The organism is Streptomyces sp. NPDC096105, from assembly GCF_044763335.1.
Classification (GTDB): Bacteria; Actinomycetota; Actinomycetes; order Streptomycetales; family Streptomycetaceae; genus Streptomyces.
In genome coordinates this window covers 1-25,153 of record NZ_JBIWGC010000020.1, presented here as the reverse complement: position 1 = coordinate 25,153, position 25,153 = coordinate 1, and the positions used below count along the sequence as shown (strand labels likewise).

The window sequence follows — 25,153 nt, the reverse complement described above, 5'->3', positions numbered from 1 at the left end:
TGGCCGGGTGCACGATGGACGCATGGTCAGCGATCCGCGCCGAGCCCTGGACGGTTTCTCCCCGGCGACCCGTGCCTGGTTCACGGGGGCCTTCTCCGCGCCCACCGCCGCCCAGGCCGGCGCCTGGCAGGCCATCGGCGCGGGCTCGGACGTGCTGGTGGTGGCCCCCACGGGATCCGGCAAGACGCTGGCCGCGTTCCTCGCCGCCCTGGACCAGCTCGCCTCGACGCCCCCTCCGGCCGACCCCAAGAAGCGCTGCCGGGTGCTGTACGTCTCCCCGCTCAAGGCGCTCGCCGTCGACGTCGAGCGCAATCTGCGCAGCCCCCTGACCGGCATCCGGCAGGAGGCCGTGCGTCTGGGGATGCCCGAGCCGGAGGTGAAGGTCGGCATCCGCTCGGGCGACACCCCGCCCGCCGAGCGCCGTTCCCTCGCCAGGCGGCCGCCGGACATCCTGATCACCACGCCCGAGTCGCTGTTCCTGATGCTGACGTCCGCCACGCGCGACGCGCTCGCGGGCGTGGAGACGGTGATCCTCGACGAGGTGCACGCGGTCGCGGGCACCAAGCGCGGCGCCCACCTGGCGCTGTCCCTGGAGCGGCTGGACGAGCTGCTGCCGCAGCCGGCCCGCCGCATCGGCCTGTCGGCGACGGTGCGCCCGGTGGACGAGGTGGCGCGCTTCCTGTCCCCGCGCCGCACGACGAAGATCGTGCAGCCGGAGTCGGGCAAGGAGTTCGACCTGTCCGTGGTGGTGCCGGTCGAGGACCTGGGCGAGCTGGGCGGCTCCCCGGTCCCGGAGAGTCCGGAGGGCGCGGAGCGGCCGTCGATCTGGCCGCATGTCGAGGAGCGGATCACCGACCTGGTGCAGTCGCACCGCTCGACCATCGTGTTCGCGAACTCCCGCCGGCTCGCCGAGCGCCTGTGCAACCGGCTCAACGAGATCGCGTACGAGCGGGCCACCGGCGAGCCTCCGCCCGAGCACCACTCCCCCGCCGAGCTGATGGGCGGTTCCGGAGCCGCCCAGGGCGCGCCGGCGGTCATCGCGCGGGCGCACCACGGCTCGGTGTCCAAGGAGCAGCGCGCCCAGGTGGAGGAGGACCTGAAGGCGGGCCGGCTGCCCGCGGTGGTCGCCACGTCCAGCCTGGAGCTGGGCATCGACATGGGCGCCGTCGACCTGGTGGTGCAGGTCGAGTCGCCGCCGTCGGTGGCGTCCGGACTCCAGCGCGTGGGCCGCGCGGGCCATCAGGTGGGCGCGGTGTCCACGGGCGTGGTGTTCCCGAAGTACCGGGGAGACCTGGTGCAGGCCGCCGTCGTCACGGAGCGGATGCGCACGGGGGCGATCGAGTCCCTGCGCGTCCCGTCGAACCCGCTGGACGTCCTGGCGCAGCAGCTCGTGGCGATGACGGCGATGGACACCTGGCAGTTCGACGACCTGCTGGCGGTGGTCCGCCGGGCGGCCCCGTTCGCCTCGCTGCCGGAGTCCGCGTTCACGTCCGTGCTGGACATGCTCGCCGGCCGCTACCCGTCGGACGCCTTCGCGGAGCTGCGCCCGCGCGTGGTGTGGGACCGGGTCACCGGCGAGATCACCGGCCGCCCCGGCGCCCAGCGCCTGGCCGTCACCTCGGGCGGCACGATTCCCGACCGCGGCCTGTTCGGCGTGTTCCTGGCGGGCGCCGACCCCAAGAAGGGCGGGGGCCGGGTCGGCGAGCTGGACGAGGAGATGGTCTACGAATCGCGCGTGGGCGACGTCTTCACGCTCGGCACCAGTTCGTGGCGCATCGAGGACATCACACGCGACCGCGTCCTGGTCTCCCCCGCGCCGGGTGTGCCGGGCCGGCTGCCGTTCTGGAAGGGCGACCAGCTGGGCCGGCCGCTGGAGCTGGGCCGCGCGCTGGGCGCGTTCCTGCGCGAAGTGGGCTCGCTGTCCGACGAGGACGCCCGGCTGCGGCTGCTGGCGGCGGGGCTGGACGCCTGGGCCGCGGACAACGTGCTGTCGTACCTGGCGGAGCAGCGCGAGGCGTGCGGCCACATCCCGGACGACCGCACCATCGTGGTCGAGCGTTTCCGCGACGAACTGGGCGACTGGCGCGTCGTCGTGCACTCCCCGTTCGGCGCCCAGGTGCACGCCCCGTGGGCGCTCGCGCTCGGCGCCCGCCTCTCCGAGCGGTACGGCATGGACGCCCAGGTGATGCACGCCGACGACGGCATCGTGCTGCGCCTCCCGGACGCCGACCTGATGGGCCTGGACCTGCTCGACCAGGAGCCGTCGAAGACCGGCGCCGCGTACGACGCGGACCAGGCCCCCGTGGGCGCCGCCGACGTCGTCTTCGACAAGGGCGAGGTCGACCAGGTCGTCACCGACCAGGTCGGCGGCTCGGCCCTGTTCGCCTCCCGGTTCCGCGAGTGCGCCGCCCGCGCGCTGCTGCTGCCGCGCCGCAGCCCGGGCCGGCGCACCCCGCTGTGGCAGCAGCGCCAGCGCGCCTCCCAGCTGCTCCAGGTGGCCGGCGAGTTCGGCTCGTTCCCGATCGTCCTCGAGGCGGTCCGGGAATGCCTCCAGGACGTGTTCGACGTCCCCGGTCTGGTCGAGCTGATGGGCGACCTGGAGTCCCGCAAGGTGCGGCTGGTCGAGGTCACCACCCCGGAGCCGTCCCCCTTCGCCCGCTCCCTGCTGTTCGGGTACGTCGCCCAGTTCCTCTACGAGGGCGACTCCCCGCTCGCCGAGCGCCGGGCCGCCGCCCTGTCGCTGGACTCCCGGCTGCTCGCGGAACTGCTCGGCCGGGCGGAGCTGCGCGAGCTGCTGGACGCCGAGGTGCTCACCGGGCTGGAGCGCGAGCTGCAGTGGCTCACCGAGGACCGGCGCGCGAAGGACGCGGAGAGCGTCGCCGACCTGCTGCGCCTGCTCGGCCCGCTGACCGACGCCGAGCTGGCCGAGCGGAGCGCCGAGCCGTCGTGGGCGCAGGAGCTGGCCTCCGCGAGACGCGCCATCCGGGTGCGCATCGCGGGCGAGGACCACTGGGCGGCCGTCGAGGACGCGGGCCGGTTGCGCGACGCGCTGGGCACGGCGCTGCCGGTCGGCGTGCCCGAGGCGTTCACCGAACCCGTCAAGGACCCCCTGGGCGACCTCCTCGCGCGGTACGCGCGCACCCACGGCCCCTTCACGTCGGCCACGGCGGCGGCCCGCTTCGGACTGGGCGTGGCCGTCACCGAGGGCGCGCTGCAGCGGCTCGCGGCGGCCGGCCGGGTCGTCCAGGGCGAGTTCCACCCGGCCGGGATCGGACAGGAGTGGTGCGACGCGGCCGTGCTGCGCCGGCTGCGCCGCCGCTCCCTGGCCGCGCTGCGGCACGAGCTGGAGCCGGTGCCGCCCGCCGCGCTGGCCCAGTTCCTCCCCCAGTGGCAGCACATCGGCAAGGGCCACTCCCTGCGCGGCATCGACGGACTCCTGCGGGCCGTCGAACAGGTGCAGGGCGCGTCCGTGCCCGCCTCCGCCCTGGAGAAGCTGGTCCTGCCGTCCCGGGTGGCGGACTACACCCCGGCCATGCTCGACGAGCTCACCGCGGCCGGAGAGGTGATCTGGGCCGGCGCCGGTTCGCTGCCGGGCAAGGACGGTTGGGTCTCCCTGTATCTGGCGGACGCGGCCCCGCTCCTGCTCCCTCCCCCGCACCCGCTGGAGACGACCGCGCTGCACGAGTCCGTCCTCGCCGCCCTGTCCGGCGGCTACGGCCTCTTCTTCCGGCAGATCGCCGACCAGGTCCGCGCCACCACGCACCCCGAGGCGAGCGACGTGCAGCTGGCCGACGCCCTGTGGGACCTCGCCTGGTCCGGACGGCTCACCAACGACACGTTGAATCCCCTGCGCGCCCTGCTCGGCTCCGGCCGCACCGCGGGGTCCACCGCCCACCGCGCCAAGCGCGCGGTGCCGCGCGGACGTTACGGCTCCCTCACGGCGGCCGCCCGCAGCGCCTCCCGCACGGGCCCGCCCACCGTCGCCGGCCGCTGGTCCCTGCTGCCCGGCCGGGAGGGCGACACCACGGTCCGCGCCCACGCGCTGGCGCGCACGCTGCTGGACCGGCACGGCGTGGTGACCCGTGGCGCCGTCGCCGCCGAGGGCGTCGAGGGCGGCTTCTCGGCGGTGTACCGCGTGCTGTCCGCCTTCGAGGAGACGGGGCAGGCCCGGCGCGGCTACGTCGTGGAGGGCCTCGGCGCCGCCCAGTTCGCGATGGACGGCGCCGTGGACCGCCTCCGCGCGGCGGCCGACGCCCGGGAGCGCGACGAGGGGCGGACGGCCCTGGACGCGTCCGCTCCGTTCGGCACGGGGGCCGGCCCCTACGGGATCGCGCCGGGCCGGGACGACAGGCCGTACCTGCCCTCGCGGCCCGGTGAGTACGTCTCGCCGCGCGACCTCGCCGCACAGGGCTCCCCCCAGCCCTGGCGGAACGGCGGCGGCCCCTCGTACGTCCCGTTCGCCGGCCGCCGTACGGGACCGGACCGCGCCTCCCGTGCCGTCGTGCTCGCCGCCGCCGACCCGGCCAACGCCTACGGGGCGGCGCTGGGCTGGCCGGAGCCGCCGGACGGCGCGAGCCACAAGCCGGGCCGCAAGGCGGGCTCCCTGGTGGTGCTGGTGGACGGCGAGCTGACGCTCTACATGGAGCGCGGCGGCAAGACCCTGCTGGCCTGGCCCGCCGGTCCCGGCGCCGGCCCGGCCGACGACCCGCGGCTGCCGGTCGCCGCCGAGGCGCTCGCGAACGCCGCCCGCGCGGGCTCGCTCGGCACGGTCACCGTGGAGCGCGTCAACGGCGCCCCCGCCCTGACCTCCCCGCTGGGCGCCCTGCTGGAGACCGCGGGCTTCGTGGCCACGCCCAGGGGGCTGCGCCTGCGCGCCTGACCGCGGCCTGCCCGGACGTGACACCCTTGGACGCATGCCTGAAGGAGACACGGTCTGGCAGGCCGCGCGACGGTTGCACGACGCCCTCGCGGGCAGAGTCCTGGTCCGCAGCGATCTGCGCGTGCCCCGGTTCGCCACGTCGGACCTCACCGGCCGCTCGGTGCTGGAGGTCACCGCCCGCGGCAAGCACCTGCTGACCCGGATCGAGGGCGGTCTGACCCTGCACTCGCATCTGCGGATGGACGGCTCCTGGCGGGTCTACGCACCCGGGCAGCGCTGGAACGGCGGCCCGGCGCACCAGATCCGCGCCGTCCTCGCCAACGCCGGACGCACGGCCGTCGGCTACCGGCTCCCGGTGCTGGAACTGATCCGCACCGAGGACGAGGAAGAACGCGCGGTCGGCCACCTCGGCCCCGATCTGCTGGGCCCCGACTGGGATCCCGACCTCGCGCTCGCCAACCTCGGGAAGGACCCCGGCCGCGAGCTCGGCGAGGCCCTGCTGGACCAGCGGAACCTCGCGGGCATCGGCAACGTGTTCAAGAGCGAGCTGTGCTTCCTGCTCCACGTCACCCCCTGGCTCCCCGTGGGGGAGCTGCCCGCCGACCGGATGGCGGGCCTCCCGGAACTGGCCAGGAAGCTGCTGGAGTTCAACCGCGACCGCCCCGTCCGCAACACCACGGGCCGACGCGGCCAGGACCTCTACGTGTACGGCCGCGCCCGCCGCCCCTGTCTGCGCTGCGGCACCCCGGTCCGCGTGGCCGAGCAGGGCGACGGCTCACGTGAACGCCCCACGTACTGGTGCCCCACCTGTCAGCCGGGACCGGCCCCTGCCCCCGCACCCCCAGGCACCCGCCGGAGCCCTGCCCGCTGACCGGGGTCACCCCACAGGCGGCGCCCGCACCCCGGACCGACCGTCGGAGCCCCGCCCGCCGACCAACGCGACTCCGCGGGGGTCGCCCCGTCACCGGGAGCCCCGCGAACGCCCCACCTGCCGACCGGGGTTCCGCCCCGCACCCGAGGCCGCCGAGGGTCCCGCCGGGTGACCGACACAGCCACACACGCGTCACGAGCCCCGGGAGCGTCCCGCGCCCCAGGCCCGCCGCCACCGCCCCGCGGCGAGCGCGCCTTCCGCACGCGCCTTGGGCAGGCAGTGCACCGGAAGCACGCTCAGCCCCCACCCGCCGGCTGCGACCGCCCCTTCCAGGGCGCCGGCGTCGGACGTGAGCAGCAGCCGTGCCGCCGCCCACCACCACAGCACCGTGAAGCCCACGGCGGCACACCGGCACACCCCTCGCCCGGCCGGCCGCGCAGGGGCTGTGCCGGCGTCCACGGCCGTGTCATCCGTTCGCGGCCTGGAACATCCAGTGGTGCTTCTCGAGGTCCGCGGTGATGGTGATGAAGATGTCCTGGCTCACCGGGTCGGGCTCCTCGGTCGCCGCGATCCGCTCCCGCATGCGGGCGATCACCGCGCCCAGCGCGTCCACCAGCGCGCTCACCGCCGCCGCGTCGTCGACCCAGCCCTCGGGCGTGACGCCGATCCCGCTGCCGACGGCCACCGTCGCGGCCCGCCCGTCGGGCGAGACGCCCAGTGCCGCGGCGCGCTCGGCCACCGTGTCGGAGTGACCGCGCGCGGTGGCCACGACCTCGTCGAGCTGGAGGTGGACGGAACGGAAGCGCGGTCCGACCACGTTCCAGTGGATCTGCTTGGCCACCAGGGAGAGGTCGACCAGATCGACCAGGGCGCCCTGCAGTGCCTCCGAGACGGTCTTCAGGTTCTCGTCGGACAACGGGCTCTTCACGACGTACATCCGCACCTCCGTGGCTGGTCCCCGCCTCCGTCTCCACGATGACGGCCCGCCGCCGCACCGGCAAACGCAGGACGGCGACGCCCGTGAGCCCCCTCAGGCATGCGAAAACCCCGGCGGCGCCCCTCCGGAATCCTCCGGGGAGCCCCCACCGGGGCATCTCACACCTTCACACCGCGCAGAGCGCCGGGCTCAGGCGGCGACGACGTCCACCGCCTCGGCGGGCGCCTTGATGGTCACCCGTTCCGGTGGCACACCGGTCACCGACACGGAACCCAGCATCGGACGAACCGACGTGGGCACGGGCTCGCTGGGGGTCGCTGCAGCAGACTGGGCCAGCTCGGCGAGAGCGAGTTCGTCGCTCACTTCCCGCATGAGCTCGGACATCCGTACGTCCAACGCGTCGCAGATCGCGGAGAGCAGCTCGGAGGAAGCCTCCTTCTGCCCCCGCTCCACCTCGGAGAGATAGCCGAGCGAAACTCGGGCGGACGAGGAGACTTCGCGCAGAGTACGGCCCTGGCGCTGGCGCTGCCGACGCAGCACGTCACCCAGCAGGCGACGGAGCAGAATCATCGGTGGCTCCCTCCTCGGACCGCGTAGCCGCATCCTTCTCGCCCCACCGTACCGCCTCGCGCCGCGGCCGTGCGGGGAGCGATGTCGTGTTCACTCAGGGCTGCAAACATCAAAACCCCCCGTTCCGTTCCGTATCCTGTGCCCGCTCATTCCCGGTCTGTTCGTCCGCAAGCTCCGCGAGGAGCAGTGCGAGTACGCTCCGTACACTCTCCATACGAATTTCCGCGCGGCCGCCGTTCAACCGCAGATGGCGCACTTTTCCGCCAACGACGGAACCGGCGCTCCCCGCGGAGGGGCCGTCGACGGCCACGTAGACCGTGCCGACGGCCTGCCCGTCCTGGGGGCCGGGGCCGGCCACCCCGGTGGTGGCGATGCCCCAGTCGGCGCCGAGCGCGGTGCGCACGCCGGCCGCCATCTGGGCCGCCACCTGCGGATCCACCGCTCCGCGCTGGGCCAGCAGAGTGTCGTCCACGCCCAGCAGCCGGTGCTTGAGGTCGGTGGCGTAGGCCGTCACCGAACCTCTGAAGACCTTGGACGCCCCGGGGACGGAGGTGATCTCCGCCGCCACCAGGCCACCGGTCAGCGACTCGGCGACCGCGAGCGTCCCGCCGTTCACGGTGAGTAGTCGCACCACCTCGGTGGCCGTTGAACTCACGCTTCCGTCTCCTCCAACGCCGCCTTGCGCTCGGCGATTCCCTGCCTGCGGAGCACAATGGCCTGTTTCACATAGTCGAGTCCGGTCACCACGGTCAGCACCACCGCCGCGGCCATCACCCACCAGCGCAGCGTCGCCAGCCACCCGGTCAGCGCGAGCACGTACATGCCCACGGCCACGCCCTGGGTGAGGGTCTTGAGCTTGCCGCCCCGGCTGGCCGGGATGACCCCGTAACGGATGACCAGGAAACGCAGCAGGGTGATCCCGAGTTCCCGGCCGAGGATCACGCCCGTGACCCACCACGGCAGGTCGCCCAGCGCGGACAGACAGATCAGCGCCGCACCCATGATGGCCTTGTCGGCGATGGGGTCGGCGATCTTCCCGAAGTCGGTGACCAGGTTGTAGGTGCGCGCCAGATGCCCGTCGAACAGGTCGGTGATCATGGCGACGGCGAAGGCCGCCCATGCCAGCGAGCGCCACGCGGGGTCGTAGCCGCCGTCGGCGAGCATCAGCATGACGAACGCCGGCACCAGCAGCAGCCGGAGCATGGTCAGCAGGTTGGCGATGTTCCAGACGCTGGCCTGGTCGACGGCCGCCGCGGCGATCTTGCCGCCGCGCGGGGCCCGTGTGGCGCCCTGCGCCACGGTGGTCCCGGCGCTCCCTGCGTCCCCGGGGGCCGTCGAGGCGGACGGAGCCGCCGCTTCGGCGTGCGCGCGGGTATCCGCCGGAGTCGACGCGTCTCCCCGTGCCGGCCCGTTCCCGGAAGCGTCCGGAGCCGTGTCCCTGGCCTCCCGCGCGAGGGTGCGGCCGGACGCCGGTGCCGGGCCCCCGGACGCGGGGCCCTCCGACCTCCTCGCGCCGGAGGGGCCACCTGCCGCCGATGCCGGGGCACCCGTCATCTGCCCGCCTCCTCGATGCGCGTGGGCGAGCCCTCGAAGAGCGGCTCGGCCACCAGGTCGACACCCTCCGTGCCGACCACCTTCGCCTCGACCATACGGCCGACACTCAGTCCCTCGCCGCTCGTGAGCAGCACCTGGCCGTCCGTTTCGGGAGCCTGGTGCGCGGCACGGCCGTACACGCCCTCCTCCTCGTCGACGGACTCCACCAGGACGTGCACGGTCTCGCCGACCCGCTCCTCCGCGCGCTGCGAGACGAGTTCCTCGGCCAGCCCGGAGACGCGGGCCAGGCGCTCGGCGACCACGTCCTCGTCCAGCTTGCCGTCGTAGCCGGCCGCCTCGGTGCCCTCCTCGTCGGAGTAGCCGAACACACCGATGGCGTCGAGCCGGGCGTGGTTCAGGAACCGCTCCAGCTCGGCGAGGTCGGACGCGGACTCGCCCGGGAAGCCGACGATGAAGTTGGAGCGCACGCCGGCCTGGGGCGCCTTGCTCCGGATGGTGTCGAGCAGTTCCAGGAAGCGGTCGGTGTCGCCGAAGCGGCGCATGGCGCGCAGCACGTCCGGCGCGGAGTGCTGGAAGGACAGGTCGAAGTAGGGGGCGACCTTCGGGGTGGAGGTCAGCACGTCGATCAGGCCGGGCCGCATCTCGGCCGGCTGGAGGTAGCTGACGCGCACCCGCTCCAGGCCGTCGACCTCGGCCAGTTCGGGCAGCAGGGACTCCAGCAGGCGGATGTCGCCGAGGTCCTTGCCGTAGGAGGTGTTGTTCTCGGAGACCAGCATGATCTCCTTCACGCCCTGCTCGGCCAGCCACCGCGTCTCGTTGAGGACGTCGCTGGGGCGGCGGGAGATGAAGGAGCCGCGGAAGGACGGAATGGCGCAGAAGGAGCAACGCCGGTCGCAGCCGGAGGCCAGCTTCACCGACGCGACCGGGGAGCCGTCCAGACGGCGGCGCAGGGGCGCGCGGGGACCCGAGGCCGGGGCGAGGCCGTCGGGCAGGTCGACCGGGCCGTGCCCGGGCAGCGCGACGGCGGCGGCGGACTCCTGCCGCTCGGCCGGGCTGATGGGCAGCAGCTTGCGCCGGTCGCGCGGGGTGTGCGAGGCGTGGATGCCGCCGTTCAGAATGGTCTGCAGACGGTCGGAGATGTCCGCGTAGTCGTCGAAGCCGAGCACGCCGTCGGCCTCGGGGAGGGCGTCGGCGAGCTCCTTGCCGTACCGCTCGGCCATGCAGCCCACGGCGACGACGGCCTGGGTTCTCCCGTGTCCCTTGAGGTCGTTGGCCTCGAGGAGGGCGTCGACGGAGTCCTTCTTGGCGGCCTCGACGAAGCCACAGGTGTTGACGACGGCGACGTCCGCGTCCTCGGCGTCCTCCACGAGCTGCCAGCCGTCCGCCTCCAAACGGCCTGCGAGCTCCTCCGAGTCCACCTCGTTACGGGCGCAGCCAAGGGTGACCAGTGCGACGGTACGGCGTTCAGGCATGGGCTCAAGACTACTTCGTCCCGGCGACGCCCCATGTCGACGGGGTTGGCCGGACCGGCCAACCCCGTGGTGATCGCGTCTCCGGACGCCGGTCACCCGGCCTGCGGGTCGCCCTTGGTGTAGGTGAGGCGCTCCACCGCGCCCGGCTGCCAGTCGTCCTCGATCTTCTTGCCGTTCACGAACAGGTCGAGAGCGCCGGCGTCGCCGAGGACCAGGTCGATCCGGGAACTGTCCTGGAAGGTCTTGTCCTCGCCCTCCTTGAGCAGTTCCGCGAAGAGCACCTTGCCGTTGTGGTCCTTGGCGGAGATCCAGCTCGGCCCGTCGGCGGCGACGACCTTGACGGTCACCTTGTCCTGCGGCGCGGCGGCGATGGCGCTGTCCGACGGCTCCGGCGCGGGCACGACGGGCTTCGCGGTCCTGGTGGTGGCGCTGGGCGTGGGCGACGCGGCGGGCTCGGTGTCGCCGGCGACGTTCGCCTTGTCGCCGTCGTCGCCGGTGACCATCGTGAAGCCGACAAAGCCGATCACGACCACGATCGCGGCGACCATGGCGGCGGTCCAGTTGGGTCCGCGCCGCTCGGGACGGATGCGTTCCGCCTCGAAGAGGGGCGCGGCCGGGGTGGGGGCCGGGCGGCCGCCGCCGTGCTCGGCCTCGTACCGGGCGAGCAGCGGGGCGGGGTCGAGCCGCACGGCCTTGGCCAGTGTGCGGATGTGCCCGCGTGCGTACACGTCACCGCCGCAGGGCGCGAAGTCGTCGCGCTCGATGGCGTGGACGATGGCGATCCGGACACGGGTGGCGGTACTGACGTCGTCGACGGTGAGCCCTGCGGCGATGCGCGCCTGCCGCAGCGCACGGCCGACCGAGACGGAAGGGCGGTCTTCCTCGGAAACGTCTTCGAACGGACGCTCGTCTTCAGGGGAGTTGCCGATGGACACGGGGGCGCCTTTCGAGCGTGTAGCCGCCTGTGCTGGAGGTTCAGTCTAGGTGGGGTACGGCGGGATGGGGCAACCGGGCGTTCGTATATGTACGCCATCGGAATGGCCCGACATTCCGATGGTCGGCCTGCTGTCCGACACTTCGTCCAACTTGACGTGTGCCGACGGGAAACGGTTGCCCGATGACCGCTTACGGAAGGGTCACGATCGCCCGGCCGGATGACCCGGCATGACGACCGTGTTCCCGCCGCTTACCCTTCAGACTCCCCGCGGATCAGCGCGAGCACGCCGTCCAGCTCATCGGGTTTCACAAGAACGTCACGCGCCTTCGAACCCTCGCTCGGTCCGACGATGTTCCGGGACTCCATGAGGTCCATCAGCCGGCCGGCCTTGGCGAAGCCGACGCGCAGCTTGCGCTGGAGCATCGACGTCGACCCGAACTGGGTGGAGACGACCAGCTCGGCGGCCTGGCACAGCAGGTCGAGGTCGTCGCCGATGTCCTCGTCGATCTCCTTCTTCTGCTTGGTGCCGACGACGACGTCGTCCCGGAAGACGGGCGCCATCTGCTCCTTGCAGTGCCGGACGACGGCCGCGACCTCCTCCTCGGTCACGAACGCGCCCTGCATGCGGACGGGTTTGTTCGCGCCCATGGGCAGGAACAGCCCGTCGCCCTTGCCGATCAGCTTCTCCGCGCCGGCCTGGTCGAGGATGACCCGCGAGTCGGCGAGCGAGGAGGTGGCGAACGCCAGCCGGGAGGGCACGTTCGCCTTGATCAGACCGGTGACGACGTCGACCGAGGGCCGCTGGGTGGCCAGCACCAGGTGGATGCCGGCGGCGCGCGCGAGCTGGGTGATGCGCACGATGGCGTCCTCGACGTCGCGCGGGGCGACCATCATCAGGTCGGCCAGCTCGTCCACGATCACCAGCAGGTACGGGTACGGCTGCAGCTCGCGCTCGCTGCCCTCGGGCGGCTCGACCTTGCCCTCGCGCACCGCGCGGTTGAAGTCGTCGATGTGCCGGAAGCCGTAGGCGGCCAGGTCGTCGTAGCGCAGGTCCATCTCGCGCACGACCCACTGCAGCGCCTCGGCCGCCCGCTTGGGGTTGGTGATGATCGGCGTGATCAGGTGCGGGATGCCCTCGTACGCGGTCAGCTCGACGCGCTTGGGGTCGACCAGGATCATCCGGACGTCCTCCGGGGTCGCCCGCATCATGATCGAGGTGATCAGGCAGTTGATGCAGGACGACTTGCCGGATCCGGTGGCGCCGGCGACCAGCATGTGCGGCATCTTCGCCAGCGAGTCCATGACGTACCCGCCCTCGACGTCCTTGCCGAAGGCGACCAGCATCGGGTCGTCGTCCTCGGCGGACTCCGCGAGCCGCAGCACGTCGCCGAGGTTCACCATCTCCCGGTCGGTGTTGGGGATCTCGATGCCCACCGCGGACTTGCCGGGGATCGGGCTGATGATCCGCACGTCCGGGCTGGCGACGGCGTACGCGATGTTCTTGGTGAGGGCGGTGACCCGCTCGACCTTGACGGCCGGGCCGAGCTCGACGACGTACCGGGTGACCGTCGGGCCGCGGGTGAAGCCGGTGACGTCGGCGTCCACCTTGAACTCGGTGAACACCTTCCGCAGCGCCTCCACTATGGCGTCGTTGGCGGCGCTGCGCGCCTTGCCCGGACCGCCCCGGTGCAGCAGGTCGAGGGAGGGCAGGGAGTAGGTGATGTCGCCGGAGAGCTGCAACTGCTCGGCGCGCGCCGGCAGGTCGCGGGGTTCGCGCGGCGGCGCCTTGGTCATGTCGAGCACGCCCGCGGGCGGCCGCTCCCGCTGCTGGGCCCCCTCGTCCTCGGCGGGCGCGTTCCGCCGCGACGTGCCCTTCCTGGGCGTGTCCTGCTGCGGACGGGCGGCCGGGACCGGGGTCGGCGTGGTCGGCTCGTAGTCGTCGCCGGTGCTGACGCCCTGGGTGAGGTCGGCGACGACCGGCGAGGGCGGCATGCCGTGCAGCACGGCGCCGTCGAGCGCGGCGGCCGCGGCGGCGGCCACGTCCACGGCGTCCATGGGCCGGCCGGCGTCGGGCTGCGGCACCGCGGACCGGCGGGGGCGGCGCCGGTGCCGGGACGGCGCCTCCTCCTCCGCGTGCTCGGGGTCGTACTCCTGGGGCGCCGGGCGGCGCCTGCGGCGGCTCTGCGGCAGCGCCTCGCGCCACTGCTCCTCGTAGCGCTCGTCGTCCTCACCGAACTCCGCCGGCTCCGGCTCGTGCACCAGGCCCAGCCGCACGCCGAGCTGGCGCAGCCGCTGCGGGATCGCGTTCACCGGGGTGGCCGTGACCACCAGCAGGCCGAAGATCGTGAGCAGCACCAGCAGGGGCACGGCCAGGACGTCGGTCATGGTGGACGACAGCGGCGCGGCCGCGCCCCAGCCGATGAGGCCGCCGGCGTCCCTTATGGCCTGCGTGCCGTCGGCGCGCGCGGGTGAGCCGCAGGCGATGTGGATCTGGCCCAGGACGCCGATGACGAGCGCGGACAGGCCGATGACGATCCGCCCGTTGGCCTCGGGCTTCTCCGGGTGGCGGATGAACCGTACGGCGACGACGGCGACGAGGATCGGCACCAGCAGGTCGAGCCGTCCGAACGCGCCGGTGACCAGGATCTCCACCAGGTCGCCGACGGGCCCCTGGAGGTCGGCCCAGGTGCCGGCGGCGACGATCAGCGCGATGCCGAGCAGCAACAGCGCGAGCCCGTCCTTGCGGTGGGCCGGGTCGAGGTTCCTGGCGCCCTGCCCTACGCCGCGGAACACCGCGCCGACGGCGTGCGCGAGACCCAGCCACAGGGCGCGGACGAGCCGGTAGACGGCGCCGGTCGGATTCGGGGCGGGAGCGGGCTTCTTCGCCGGCGCCTTCCTGGCGGGTGCCTTCCTGGCGGGCGCCTTCTTCGCCGGGGCTTTCTTGACGGCGGCCTTCTTCGCCGGAGCCTTCGCGGAAGCGGCCGCCTTCTTCGCGGGCGGCTTCTTGGCTGCGGAGGGACGTGAGGCCATGGTGTGAGGTTACCGGGGGAGACGGCACGTGACACGCGTGGCGGATGCTTCACCCGTTCGTGTCGCCCGCTTCGAGGCGTGAAACTGACGCGTGGTGCCCTCGGAACTCGGAGTTGACACGCTCTCAGAACCGGGACGGCCCTCGGGGGCGGGCAAGGACCGGGCGGGCGGGGTCAGTTCTGCGAGGACATCGACGACGCGGTCCCGGCCCCGGGGTCGAGGGCGTCCAGCGCCCGCCGCAATCCCGTGAGCTTGCGCTCCAGATGGGCCGCCGTGGCGACCGCGGCCGCGTCGGTCGACTCGTCGTTCAGCTGCTTGGTGAGCGCCTCGGCCTGCTCCTCGACGGCGGCGAGCCGCGCCGACAGCTCGGCGAGCAGTCCGGCGGACTCCTTCGGCTCCCCCGTGTCCTTCTCGCTGCCCTCGAGCTGGAGCCGCAGCAGCGACGCCTGCTCCCGCAGCTGGCAGTTCTTCATGTACAGCTCGACGAAGACCGAGACCTTCGCGCGCAGCACCCACGGGTCGAACGGCTTGGAGATGTAGTCCACCGCGCCCGCCGCGTACCCCCGGAACGTGTGGTGCGGGCCGTGGTTGATCGCGGTGAGGAAGATGATCGGGATGTCCCGGGTCCGCTCCCGCCGCTTGATGTGGGCGGCGGTCTCGAAACCGTCCATGCCCGGCATCTGGACGTCCAGCAGAATGACCGCGAAATCGTCCGTGAGCAGTGCTTTGAGCGCTTCCTCCCCGGACGATGCCCGCACCAGCGTCTGATCGAGCGCCGAAAGGATCGCCTCCAGCGCCAGCAGATTCTCCGGCCGGTCATCGACCAGGAGGATCTTGGCCTTCTGCACCATGGCCCGCCCTCCTCGCCCCGGCTTGGGGCCCTCCCTGTCCACAGGACCTGACACAGCACCGGTGGGTGCCGTCCCAGGGGACGACTCCCTTGCGCCGCCCGTCCTCGTGCCGGTCATCGTAGCCGCACCCCGCCTGTCGCCACACCCTGTCACCGCGATGTCACTGTGCACGTAGCGGAAACGCCGCGCGAGACCAGAAGGTTCCCCGAAACCACACTTCTACACGACTTCGCGCACGACGCGTCGACCGCTCCACACGTTCCCTGCGGCTTCTCCTCACCTTCGCACGCCGCTCGGCCACCGGTCTCACTCCCCCCTCATCCACTGCTCCATCACCGTCAGCAGGTGATCGGGGTCGACCGGCTTGGTCACGTAGTCGGAGGCCCCCGACTCGATGGCCTTCTCCCGGTCGCCCTTCATCGCCTTCGCGGTGAGCGCGATGATCGGGAGCCCGGCGAACTGCGGCATCCGCCGGATCGCCGTGGTCGTCGCGTACCCGTCCATCTCGGGCATCATGATGTCCATCAGCACGACCGCCACGTCGTCGTGCTGTTCCAGCACCTCGATGCCCTCGCGGCCGTTCTCCGCGTACAGCACGGACAGGCCGTGCTGCTCCAGGACGCTGGTCAGCGCGAAGACGTTGCGGATGTCGTCGTCGACGATCAGCACCTTCTGCCCGCCGAAGCGGATGCCCCGGCGCGGGGTCCGCGCCGCCTGCGGCTCCTGTTCCACGGCCGGCCACTCCTCCAGCTCCGCGGGGGGCCGCTGGTCCTGCTGGAGCGAGACCCGGCGCCGGCGCCGGAACAGCGCCGCCGGGCCGTCCTGCGTCTCCCGGTACGAGGTCGCCTCCGCCGGGGTCCCGGCCTCCGGCGCGGTCAGCTCGGCCGACGCCACCAGGTCCCCCGCCTCCAGCGCCGGCATGGGCGGCTGCTGGTAGCCGTTGGGCGGCAGCTCGCTCGGGTGCAGCGGCAGGTACAGGGTGAACGTCGAACCGCGGCCCGGCTCGCTCTGCGCGTGGATCTCACCGCCGAGCAGCTGCGCGATCTCCCGCGAGATGGACAGCCCCAGGCCCGTGCCGCCGTACTTGCGGCTGGTGGTGCCGTCGGCCTGCTTGAACGCCTCGAAGATCACCCGCATCTTGCTGGCCGCGATGCCGATGCCCGTGTCGCTCACCGAGAACGCGATCAGGTCCGCGTCCGGGTCGGTCAGCGAACCGGCCTCCAGGAGCTGCTCCCTGATGGCCTGCGGGACGTCGTCCCGGGCGGGCCGCATGACCAGCTCGACCGATCCGGAGTCGGTGAACTTCACCGCGTTGGACAGCAGGTTCCGCAGAACCTGCAGCAGCCGCTGCTCGTCGGTGTGCAGGGTGGCCGGCAGCTCCGGCGAGATCCGCACGGACAGGTCCAGGCCCTTCTCCGCGGTCAGCGGCCGGAACGTGGCCTCCACGTAGTCCACGAGCTGCACCAGCGCGATGCGCGTCGGGGAGACGTCCATCTTGCCCGCCTCGACCTTCGACAGGTCGAGGATGTCGTTGATGAGCTGCAGCAGGTCGGACCCGGCGCCGTGGATGGTCTCGGCGAACTCCACCTGCTTCGGGGAGAGGTTGCCCTCCGCGTTGTCCGCGAGCAGCTTGGCGAGGATCAGCAGGGAGTTGAGCGGCGTGCGCAGCTCGTGCGACATGTTCGCCAGGAACTCGCTCTTGTAGCGCATGGACACCGCGAGCTGCTCGGCGCGCTCCTCCAGGACCTGCCGCGCCTCCTCGATCTCGGTGTTCTTCACCTCGATGTCGCGGTTCTGCCGGGCCAGCAGCTCGGCCTTCTCCTCCAGTTCGGCGTTGGACGCCTGGAGCGCCTTCTGCCGCTGCTCCAACTCCGCCGACCGCTCCCGCAGTTGCTCGGTCAGCTCCTGGGACTGCCGCAGCAGCCGCTCGGTCTTGGTGTTGACCGAGATGGTGTTGACGCTGGTCGCGATCATCTCGGCGATCTGGTTGAGGAAGTCCTTCTGGATCGCCGTGAACGGTGTGAACGACGCCAGCTCGACGACGCCGAGCACCTTCCCCTCGAACACCACCGGCAGCACGATCACCTGGGCCGGCGGCGCCTCCCCGAGCCCCGAGGAGATCTTCAGGTAGCCGCTGGGCGCCTTGTCCACCAGGATCGTGCGCTTCTCCATCGCGGCCGTGCCGATCAGCCCCTCACCGGGCTGGAACGACGTCGGCATGGACCCCATCGAGTAGCCGTACGACCCGAGCATCCGCAGCTCGAACTGGTCGTCGTCCGCCGCGGCCAGGTCCTCGCCGTCCACCAGCGGCATGGCGAGGAAGAACGCGCCGTGCTGCGCGGACACCACCGGCGTCAGCTCGCTCATGATCAGCGAGGCGACGTCCTCCAGGTCGCGCCGGCCCTGCATCAGCGCGGAGATGCGGGCCAGGTTGCCCTTCAGCCAGTCCTGCTCCTTGTTGGCGATCGTGGTGTCGCGCAGGTTGGCGATCATCTTGTTGATGTAGTCCTGGAGCTCCTGGATCTCCCCGGACGCGTCCACGTCGATCTTCAGGTTCAGGTCGCCGCGGGTCACCGCGGTCGCCACGCGCGCGATGGCGCGCACCTGCCGGGTGAGGTTCCCGGCCATCTCGTTCACCGACTCCGTCAGGTCCCGCCAGGTGCCGTCCACGTCCCGCACCCGCGCCTGGCCGCCCAGCTGGCCCTCGGTGCCCACCTCGCGGGCCACCCGCGTGACCTCCTCGGCGAACGACGACAGCTGGTCCACCATCGTGTTGATGGTCGTCTTCAGCTCGAGGATCTCCCCGCGCGCGTCGATGTCGATCTTCTTGGTGAGGTCGCCCTTGGCGATGGCCGTGGTGACCATGGCGATGTTCCGCACCTGACCGGTCAGGTTCGACGCCATCTGGTTCACCGACTCGGTGAGGTCCTTCCACGTGCCCGCCACACCCGGCACGTGCGCCTGACCGCCGAGGATGCCGTCCGTGCCCACCTCGCGGGCCACCTTGGTGACCTGCTCGGCGAACGCGCTCAGCGTCTTCACCATCGTGTTGATGGTGTCCGCGAGCTGCGCCACCTCACCGCGCGCCTCGATGCTGACCTGCCGCGTCAGGTCGCCGTTGGCGACGGCCGCGGACACCTGGGAGATGTTCCGCACCTGGGTGGTGAGGTTCTTCGCCATCAGGTTGACGTTGTCGCTCAGGTCCTTCCAGATTCCCGTGACACCCGGCACGTGCGCCTGGCCGCCCAGGATGCCCTCGGTGCCCACCTCACGGGCCACCCGGGTCACCTGCTCCGCGAACGACGACAGCTGGTCCACCATCGTGTTGACGGTGGTCACCAGCGCCAGGATCTCGCCCTTGGCGTCGACGGTGATCTTCTTGGACAGGTCGCCCTTGGCGACCGCCGTGGTGACCTCGGCGATGTTCCGCACCTGAAGGGTCAGGTTGTTCGCCATGCCGTTCACGGACTGCGTGAGGTCCTTCCAGGTGCCGGAGACGCCCTGGACCTCGGCCTGGCCGCCCAGGATGCCCTCGGTGCCCACCTCACGGGCCACCCGGGTGACCTCCTCCGCGAACGACGACAGCTGGTCCACCATCGTGTTCAGCGTGTTCTTGAGCTCGAGGATCTCCCCGCGCGCGTCGACGGTGATCTTCTGCGACAGGTCACCGCGCGCCACCGCCGTCGCCACCTGCGCGATGTTGCGCACCTGGCCGGTCAGGTTGGACGCCATGCCGTTCACGGAGTCCGTCAGGTCCCGCCACACGCCGGCGACGCCGGGCACCTGCGCCTGACCGCCCAGCCGTCCCTCGGTGCCCACCTCACGGGCCACCCGGGTCACCTGGTCGGCGAACGACGACAGCTGGTCGACCATCGTGTTGATGGTGTTCTTCAGCTCGAGGATCTCGCCGCGCGCGTCGACGTCGATCTTCTGCGACAGGTCACCGCGCGCCACCGCCGTGGTGACCTGGGCGATGTTCCGCACCTGGGAGGTGAGGTTGCCGGCCATCGAGTTGACGGAGTCGGTGAGCTCCTTCCAGGTGCCGGACACCCCGGGCACCTGCGCCTGACCGCCCAGCCGTCCCTCGGTGCCCACGTCCCGGGCCATCCGCGTGACCTGGTCGGCGAAGCTCGACAGCTGGTCCACCATCGTGTTGACGGTGTTCTTCAGCTGGAGCATCTCGCCGGAGACGTCCACCGTGACCTTCTGCGACAGGTCGCCGTTGGCCACCGCCGTCGTCACCTGGGCGATGTTCCTCACCTGTCCGGTGAGGTTGCGGAACGCCGTGTTGACGGAATCCGTCAGGTCCTTCCACGTCCCCGCCGCGCCCGGCACCTGCGCCTGACCGCCCAGCTCGCCCTCGACGCCGATCTCCCGCGCCACCCGCGTGACCTCGGCGCCGAACGCCGAGAGCTGGTCGACCATCGTGTTGACGGTGTTCTTCAGCTCCAGCATCTCGCCGGCCACGTCCACGGTGACCTTCTGCGACAGGTCGCCGTTGGCGACCGCCGTGGTGACCGCCGCGATGTCCCTCACCTGAGTGGTGAGGTTCCGGAAGACCGTGTTGACGGAGTCCGTCAGGTCCTTCCACGTCCCCGCCGCGCCCGGCACGTTGGCCTGGCCGCCCAGGCGCCCCTCGGCGCCGACCTCGTTGGCGACTCGGGTGACCTCGTCCGCGAAGATCCGCAGCGTCTCGGTCATCTGGTTGATCGTCTCGGCGAGCTGCGCGACCTCGCCGCGCGCCGGCACCGTCACCTTGCGCGACAGGTCGCCGTTGGCGACCGCCGTCGTCACCTCGGCGATCCCGCGCACCTGCGCGGTGAGATTGCCGGCCATGGTGTTGACGGAGTCGGTGAGCTCCTTCCACACGCCGTCCACGCCCGGCACCTGCGCCTGGCCGCCCAGGGCGCCCTCGGTGCCCACCTCGCGCGCGACGCGGGTCACCTCGGAGGAGAACGCGGAGAGCTGGTCCACCATCGTGTTGACGGTGTTCTTCAGCTCCAGCATCTCCCCCTCGACGTGCACGGTGACCTTGCGGGACAGGTCGCCGCGCGCCACGGCCGTCGTCACCAGCGCGATGTCGCGCACCTGGGCCGTCAGCCGCTCCGCCATCGTGTTCACGGAGTCCGTCAGGTCCTTCCAGGACCCGGACATGCCCCGTACCTGGGCCTGGCCGCCCAGCTTGCCCTCGGTGCCCACCTCGCTGGCCACGCGCGTGACCTCGTCGGTGAACGTCGACAGCTGGTCGACCAGGTTGTTCACGGTCCGCGCGACCTTCAGGAACTCGCCCCGCAGCGGATGCCCGGTCCCCTCCGGCGCCTGCGTCCGCAGCTCCATCCGCGGCGACAGATCACCCTCCGCCACCGCCGACAGCACCCGGCTCACCTCGGAGACCGGCCGTACGAGGTCGTCCACCAGGGCGTTGGAGTGATCGATCGCGGCCGCCCAGGAGCCCTCCGAGGGCCCCGTCTCCAGCCGCTCCGTGAGCTTGCCCTCACGCCCCACCATGCGGCGCACCCGCGCCAGCTCGCCCGTGAGGTGCAGATTGCGGTCGGCGACCTCGTTGAAGACCGCCGCGATCTCCGCCATCACGCCGTCGCCGGTCACCGTGAGGCGCTTGCGGAAGTTTCCGTCCCGCATCGCCACCAGGGCGCCCAGCAGACGGTTCACGGCCGCCGCCTCCACCGTCACGGTGCCGCCCCGGGCCTTCCCCGCCTTGCTCAGGGACTGTCCGCCTTTCGCGCGCGTCGTCTTCGTGCTCCGCGTCGCTGCGCCAGACTCCACTGTGTCCCTCCCGCAGGGGTCGACCATTACCGCTGTGCCCGGTCGCACCGTCCAGGGTGCTCCCGTTGCTCCTTGTTGCTTTTCCCGTCGGAATCGCTGGTCCTGTCGGACCGGGACGCCGTGCCCGACGTTCCGGGGCGCCGCCAGGGGGCTGCTGCCCACCCGGCCCCGACGCCACACTGCCTCCCCGGACCTTCGCTACCAGCCTGCCCAGTGTTTCACCCTCGCGGAACCAGGCCATAACAGTTCGGCAGCTTCGCACATCGTCCGCACACCCGCCGGACGGCGAACACCTCGGACGGAAACACCGCAGACCGGCCTCCGCCCGGACCGCGAAGGTAAGTAACCTTGCATGCGGCTGTCCAGCCACGCCGGCGCGTCCGGCCTGGGCGGTGGCACGAAGACGAGCGGGCATCGGAGGGGCGGCCGCACAACATGACCACCGGACTGATCCCTGGGGAACAGCCCCCGGACCCACGGCCGGCGGACGGCCTGCCGCACCAGCGGCAGGAGCCGGCCGGCCAGGGAGCCATGCCCGTCGAGAACCGGTCGAGGAGTTCTGTGATCACCGCGCGCGCGGCCGCCAGCTTCGAGCCCGTCGGACGATCCGTCGCGAGCGCCCGTTCCTTCGTCCGTGACACCCTCCAGGGCTGGGGCTTCGGCGACATCGTCGACGACGCCGTGGTGCTCACCAGCGAGCTGGTCACCAACGCCGTGGTGCACGCCGGCACCTCCGCCGACCTGCTCTGCCTGCGCAGCGACGACAGCGTGCGGATCGAGGTGGCCGACCGGTATCCCGAGCGTGAGATCCCCCTCCAGGGCTCCCCTGTCGACATGGGCAGCCCCGACCGCGAGGGCGGACGCGGCCTCCAGCTCTGCGCCGCCCTGGCCGGCCACTGGGGCGTCGACTACACGCCCACCCACAAGACCGTCTGGTTCCAGCTCGACCTCCCCGACCGCCCGGTCGGCGCCCGCGCCGCCGGCCCCGCCCTGCCCGCCCACCTGCTGCCGCTCGCCGACACCCGGGTCCGCGTCGCCGTCGTCCAGATCGACCGCGCCGGCTCCATCACCGCCTGGAACGAGGACGCGGAGGAACTGTTCGGCTACACCGCGGAGCAGGTCACCGGCAAGCCCCTCACCGACCTCGCCGCCTGGCCGCACACCCCCGGCACCGGCACCGGCATCGCCGACGCCCTCCAGCTCTCCCGCTGGGAGGGCAGCTACGGCATCCGGGGCGCCCACGGCCGCGTCATCCCCGTGTACGCCTCCCACCTGCGCGTCCGGGACACCGACGGCGAACCGTCAACCGTCTGTCTCCTGGTGCGCGACCACGAACGGGCGGTTCTGCAGACCCCGCTCCGCGGCCCAGCCACGGACACCTCGGGCGGCTCCGAGGGCCAGAGCACCGACCCGTTCGAGGTCTTCATCGGCTCCCCCGCCCCGGACGACCTCGACAGCCTGCTGCAGCGCACGGTGGAGCGCGCCCGCGACATGCTCGACGGCGACTCCGCCTTCCTGCTGCTCGCCACCGACGACGAGACGGAACTGGAGGTCCGTGCCTCCACCGGCCTGCCCTCGGCCCGCCAGCGCTTCGCGCGCGTCCCCGTCGAGGGCGGCTCCGGCCGCTACGGCTCCGCCCGCATGCCGGCCGTCCACGAGGACCTCACGGCCGTCCCCGGCGCGGTCCCCCTCCTCAACGGCACCGGCATGCGCTCGGTCGTCACCGTGCCCCTCAAGGTCGAGGGCCGCCTCACCGGCTCCCTCGGCGTCGCCGCCGAGGCTCCCGGCCGGTACTCCAACGAGGAGGCGCTGCGCCTGCAGTTCGCCGCGGACCGCATCGCCCTGGCCGTGGAGTCCGCCCGCCTGGGTGAACTGGAACGGCTGCGCCGCGGCTCCCTCAGTTTCCTCGTCGAGGCCTCCGACCTGCTGGCCGGCACCCTCGACCGGGACCAGACCCTGGCCCTCATGGCCCAGATGACGGTCCCGACGCTCGCCACCTGGTGCGCGGTCTACACGATCGCCGACCAGTCCTCCGACCCGGACCTGTCCTACGTCCTGCACGAGGACGAGGAGCTTATCGACGGCATCAAGTCGCTGCTGTCGAAGATCCCCCCGCCGGACCCGGTACCCACCCCCGGCGCCCGCGTCTGGTCCGCGCCCGCGGAGGTCGCCCACCAGGCGGCCCTGCGCACGTCCATGCGCAGCCTCGGCCTGAGCGGCGGCCCGACCCGGCACGTCACCACCGGCATCGGCCCGACCCTCGCCACGGCCTCCGCGGTCGGCGGCGAGACGGTGGTCCTCCCGCTGGTGGCCCGCAACCGCGTCATCGGCATGCTGACGCTCGGCAAGCCCACCGACGAGCACTTCCGTCAGGAGATCCTGGAGCTCGCCGAGGACCTGTCCCGCCGGGCCGCCCTGGCCCTGGACAACGCCCGTCTCTACTCCGAGCGCACGGCCATCAGCCAGTCGCTCCAGCGCAGCCTCCTGCCTCCGGAACTGCCGCAGATCGACGGCGTCGAGGTCGAGGTCATCTACCGCGCGGCCGGCGAGGGCAACGAGGTCGGCGGCGACTTCTACGACCTCTTCCCGATCAGCGACGGCGCCTACGGCTTCGCCATCGGCGACGTCTGCGGCACGGGCCCGAACGCGGCGGCCGTCACCGGCCTCGCCCGGCACGCACTGCGTCTGCTGGCCCGGGAGGGCCTCAGCGGCCCGTCGGTCCTGGAGCGCCTGAACTCCGCGATCCTCGACGAGGGGGAACGCAGCCGCTTCCTCACGCTCCTGTACGGCGAGATGCGCCCGCAGGAGGACGGCAGCGCGGAGCTGAAGGTGGTCTGCGCCGGCCACCCCCTGCCGCTCCGCCTCCGTCAGGACGGCACGGTCGAACCGGCGGCCGAGCCGCAACCGCTCCTCGGCGTCCTGGAGGACCTGGAGCTGTACGAGGAGACGGTGACGCTCGACCCGGGCGACGTCCTGCTGTGCGTCACCGACGGCGTCACCGAGCGCCGCGAGGGTTCCAGGATGCTCGGCGACGACGGCCTGGCCGAGGTGCTGACCACGTGTACGGGCCTGACGGCCGGTGCGGTCGCGGCCCGCATCATGCGCGCGGTGGAACGCTTCGCCTCGGACGCGCCGTCCGACGACATGGCGATCCTCGCGATGCGGGTGCCGGGCCTCCAGCAGGACTGACTCCCACCGCGCCCCGGGCATGAGAAAGGCCCCGCCCAATGGGCGGGGCCTTTTCCGCGAGCCCCCAAACGGAATCGAACCGTTGACCTTCTCCTTACCATGGAGACGCTCTACCGACTGAGCTATAGGGGCCTGTCGTCGCTTCGGTTTCCCTCGCGGCAACGGAATAGATCATACCCCGAAGGGAGCCGTGCTCCCAACCACGCTCAGAGGGCAGGCGCGAGCAGCCCTCCCAGCGCGTTGCACACAGACGCTATCCGGTGCATGTCCCGCTTGGTCAGGGAGGCGTCGACGGGCAGAGCGAGCGTCTCGTCGGCGGCCCGCTCGGTCTCCGGCAGCGACACGGAACACCGGAAATCGGGAAGCCGGTGCACGGGTGTCCGCACGGGTATCCGGCAGGCAACTCCCTTCGCCCGTACGGCACGTGCGAAGGCATCCCGGTCGGGCCGGCCGTTCCCGGGCACCCGCACGACGTACTGGTGATAGCTGTGGCCGGCGCCTCCCTCCGGCGTCCGCACCCCCCGCAGCCGCGCATCGAGATACGCGGCCCGCTCCCGCCGCCGCGCCGTCTCGTCGTGGGACGACGCGTCCAACTCCGCGTGCTCCAGCACCAGGAGCCCGCGCCGCTGTCCGAGCGCGTGCAACTGCCCCATGTCGGCGGACCGTCCGAAACGGTGGACGACCACCACCGCCGCGGTCCGCGAAGTCAGCTCCGCCTCGACCGCAGCCGGGTCCAGGCAGTACGTCACCGGATCTATGTCGGCGAACACCGGCAGCGCTCCCGCGAGCGTCACGGCCTGCGCGACCTCCACGTTGCCGAAGGCCGGTACGACGACCTCGTCACCGACTCCGACGCCGGCCGCCCTGAGCAGTGCAGCAGTTCCCATGCCGACGATGCTCGGCAGGCAACGTGAACGTCAAGTGACGGACAACAAAAAAGGGTTGGTCCCTGAACGGAAGTTCAGGGACCAACCCTCGTAAGATTTGTTCGGCGGCGTCCTACTCTCCCACAGGGTCCCCCCTGCAGTACCATCGGCGCTGTAAGGCTTAGCTTCCGGGTTCGGAATGTAACCGGGCGT

The 25,153-nt window shown here is 72.1% G+C and carries 14 protein-coding genes, 1 tRNA gene and 1 rRNA gene; 3 read left to right on the top strand and 13 right to left on the bottom strand.

Annotated elements, in window-relative coordinates; translation table 11 throughout:
* Positions 1–22 precede the first annotated feature (22 nt).
* Both ACIQ8B_RS25990 and ACIQ8B_RS25985 read left to right on the top strand, forming a co-directional pair.
* Complete coding sequence (locus ACIQ8B_RS25990; RefSeq protein ID WP_403550043.1) at positions 23–4,879, top strand: ATP-dependent helicase; 4,857 nt, start codon at positions 23–25, stop codon at positions 4,877–4,879.
* A 34-nt stretch (positions 4,880–4,913) separates the two neighbouring features.
* Positions 4,914–5,750, top strand: a complete 837-nt coding sequence (locus ACIQ8B_RS25985) for an Fpg/Nei family DNA glycosylase (RefSeq protein WP_290011310.1) — start codon at positions 4,914–4,916, stop codon at positions 5,748–5,750.
* A 192-nt stretch (positions 5,751–5,942) separates the two neighbouring features.
* Here the strand turns inward: ACIQ8B_RS25985 and ACIQ8B_RS25980 are convergent, their stop codons facing one another.
* The 10 genes from ACIQ8B_RS25980 to ACIQ8B_RS25935 all read right to left on the bottom strand — a co-directional run bounded on the left by ACIQ8B_RS25980 (position 5,943) and on the right by ACIQ8B_RS25935 (position 20,885).
* Complete coding sequence (locus ACIQ8B_RS25980) at positions 5,943–6,149, bottom strand: hypothetical protein (RefSeq protein ID WP_354671052.1); 207 nt, start codon at positions 6,147–6,149, stop codon at positions 5,943–5,945.
* Positions 6,150–6,216: 67 nt separating this feature from the next.
* The gene (locus tag ACIQ8B_RS25975; protein ID WP_106412145.1) at positions 6,217–6,687 is read right to left on the bottom strand and encodes a Dps family protein; all 471 of its coding nucleotides are present in this window, start codon (positions 6,685–6,687) and stop codon (positions 6,217–6,219) included.
* 189 nt (positions 6,688–6,876) lie between these two features.
* Complete coding sequence (locus ACIQ8B_RS25970; protein ID WP_015657463.1) at positions 6,877–7,257, bottom strand: helix-turn-helix domain-containing protein; 381 nt, start codon at positions 7,255–7,257, stop codon at positions 6,877–6,879.
* A gap of 109 nt (positions 7,258–7,366) precedes the next feature.
* Positions 7,367–7,912, bottom strand: a complete 546-nt coding sequence (locus tag ACIQ8B_RS25965; RefSeq protein ID WP_290011312.1) for a CinA family protein — start codon at positions 7,910–7,912, stop codon at positions 7,367–7,369.
* Positions 7,909–8,811 (bottom strand): CDP-diacylglycerol--glycerol-3-phosphate 3-phosphatidyltransferase, encoded by a 903-nt coding sequence (gene pgsA / locus ACIQ8B_RS25960; RefSeq protein ID WP_403550040.1) that lies wholly within the window; start codon positions 8,809–8,811, stop codon positions 7,909–7,911. The genes ACIQ8B_RS25965 and pgsA overlap by 4 nt, the downstream gene beginning before the upstream one ends.
* Positions 8,808–10,283, bottom strand: coding sequence for a 30S ribosomal protein S12 methylthiotransferase RimO (rimO, locus tag ACIQ8B_RS25955; RefSeq protein WP_290011314.1), 1,476 nt, complete (start codon positions 10,281–10,283; stop codon positions 8,808–8,810). Before rimO ends, pgsA begins: the two co-directional genes overlap by 4 nt.
* Before the next feature lie 92 nt (positions 10,284–10,375).
* Positions 10,376–11,218: a helix-turn-helix domain-containing protein gene (locus ACIQ8B_RS25950; RefSeq protein ID WP_290011315.1), complete on the bottom strand. Its 843-nt coding sequence runs from the start codon at positions 11,216–11,218 to the stop codon at positions 10,376–10,378.
* Positions 11,219–11,469: 251 nt separating this feature from the next.
* Positions 11,470–14,250 carry a DNA translocase FtsK gene (locus ACIQ8B_RS25945; protein WP_403550037.1) on the bottom strand — a complete coding sequence of 927 codons (2,781 nt, stop codon included), beginning with the start codon at positions 14,248–14,250 and terminating at the stop codon, positions 11,470–11,472.
* A gap of 173 nt (positions 14,251–14,423) precedes the next feature.
* Positions 14,424–15,101, bottom strand: a complete 678-nt coding sequence (locus tag ACIQ8B_RS25940; protein WP_106412151.1) for a two-component system response regulator — start codon at positions 15,099–15,101, stop codon at positions 14,424–14,426.
* Between the two features lie 306 nt (positions 15,102–15,407).
* Positions 15,408–20,885 carry a HAMP domain-containing protein gene (locus tag ACIQ8B_RS25935; RefSeq protein WP_403550035.1) on the bottom strand — a complete coding sequence of 1,826 codons (5,478 nt, stop codon included), beginning with the start codon at positions 20,883–20,885 and terminating at the stop codon, positions 15,408–15,410.
* 435 nt (positions 20,886–21,320) lie between these two features.
* Between ACIQ8B_RS25935 and ACIQ8B_RS25930 the strand changes: the two genes are divergently transcribed.
* Positions 21,321–24,074 carry a SpoIIE family protein phosphatase gene (locus tag ACIQ8B_RS25930; RefSeq protein ID WP_403550033.1) on the top strand — a complete coding sequence of 918 codons (2,754 nt, stop codon included), beginning with the start codon at positions 21,321–21,323 and terminating at the stop codon, positions 24,072–24,074.
* A 59-nt stretch (positions 24,075–24,133) separates the two neighbouring features.
* Here the strand turns inward: ACIQ8B_RS25930 and ACIQ8B_RS25925 are convergent.
* The 3 genes from ACIQ8B_RS25925 to rrf form a co-directional block, all read right to left on the bottom strand.
* Positions 24,134–24,206: transfer RNA gene (locus ACIQ8B_RS25925), tRNA-Thr, on the bottom strand.
* Positions 24,207–24,280: 74 nt separating this feature from the next.
* The gene (locus tag ACIQ8B_RS25920) at positions 24,281–24,961 is read right to left on the bottom strand and encodes a DegT/DnrJ/EryC1/StrS family aminotransferase (protein ID WP_106412154.1); all 681 of its coding nucleotides are present in this window, start codon (positions 24,959–24,961) and stop codon (positions 24,281–24,283) included.
* 99 nt (positions 24,962–25,060) lie between these two features.
* A 5S ribosomal RNA gene (rrf, locus tag ACIQ8B_RS25915) occupies positions 25,061–25,153 on the bottom strand; the annotation flags it as partial.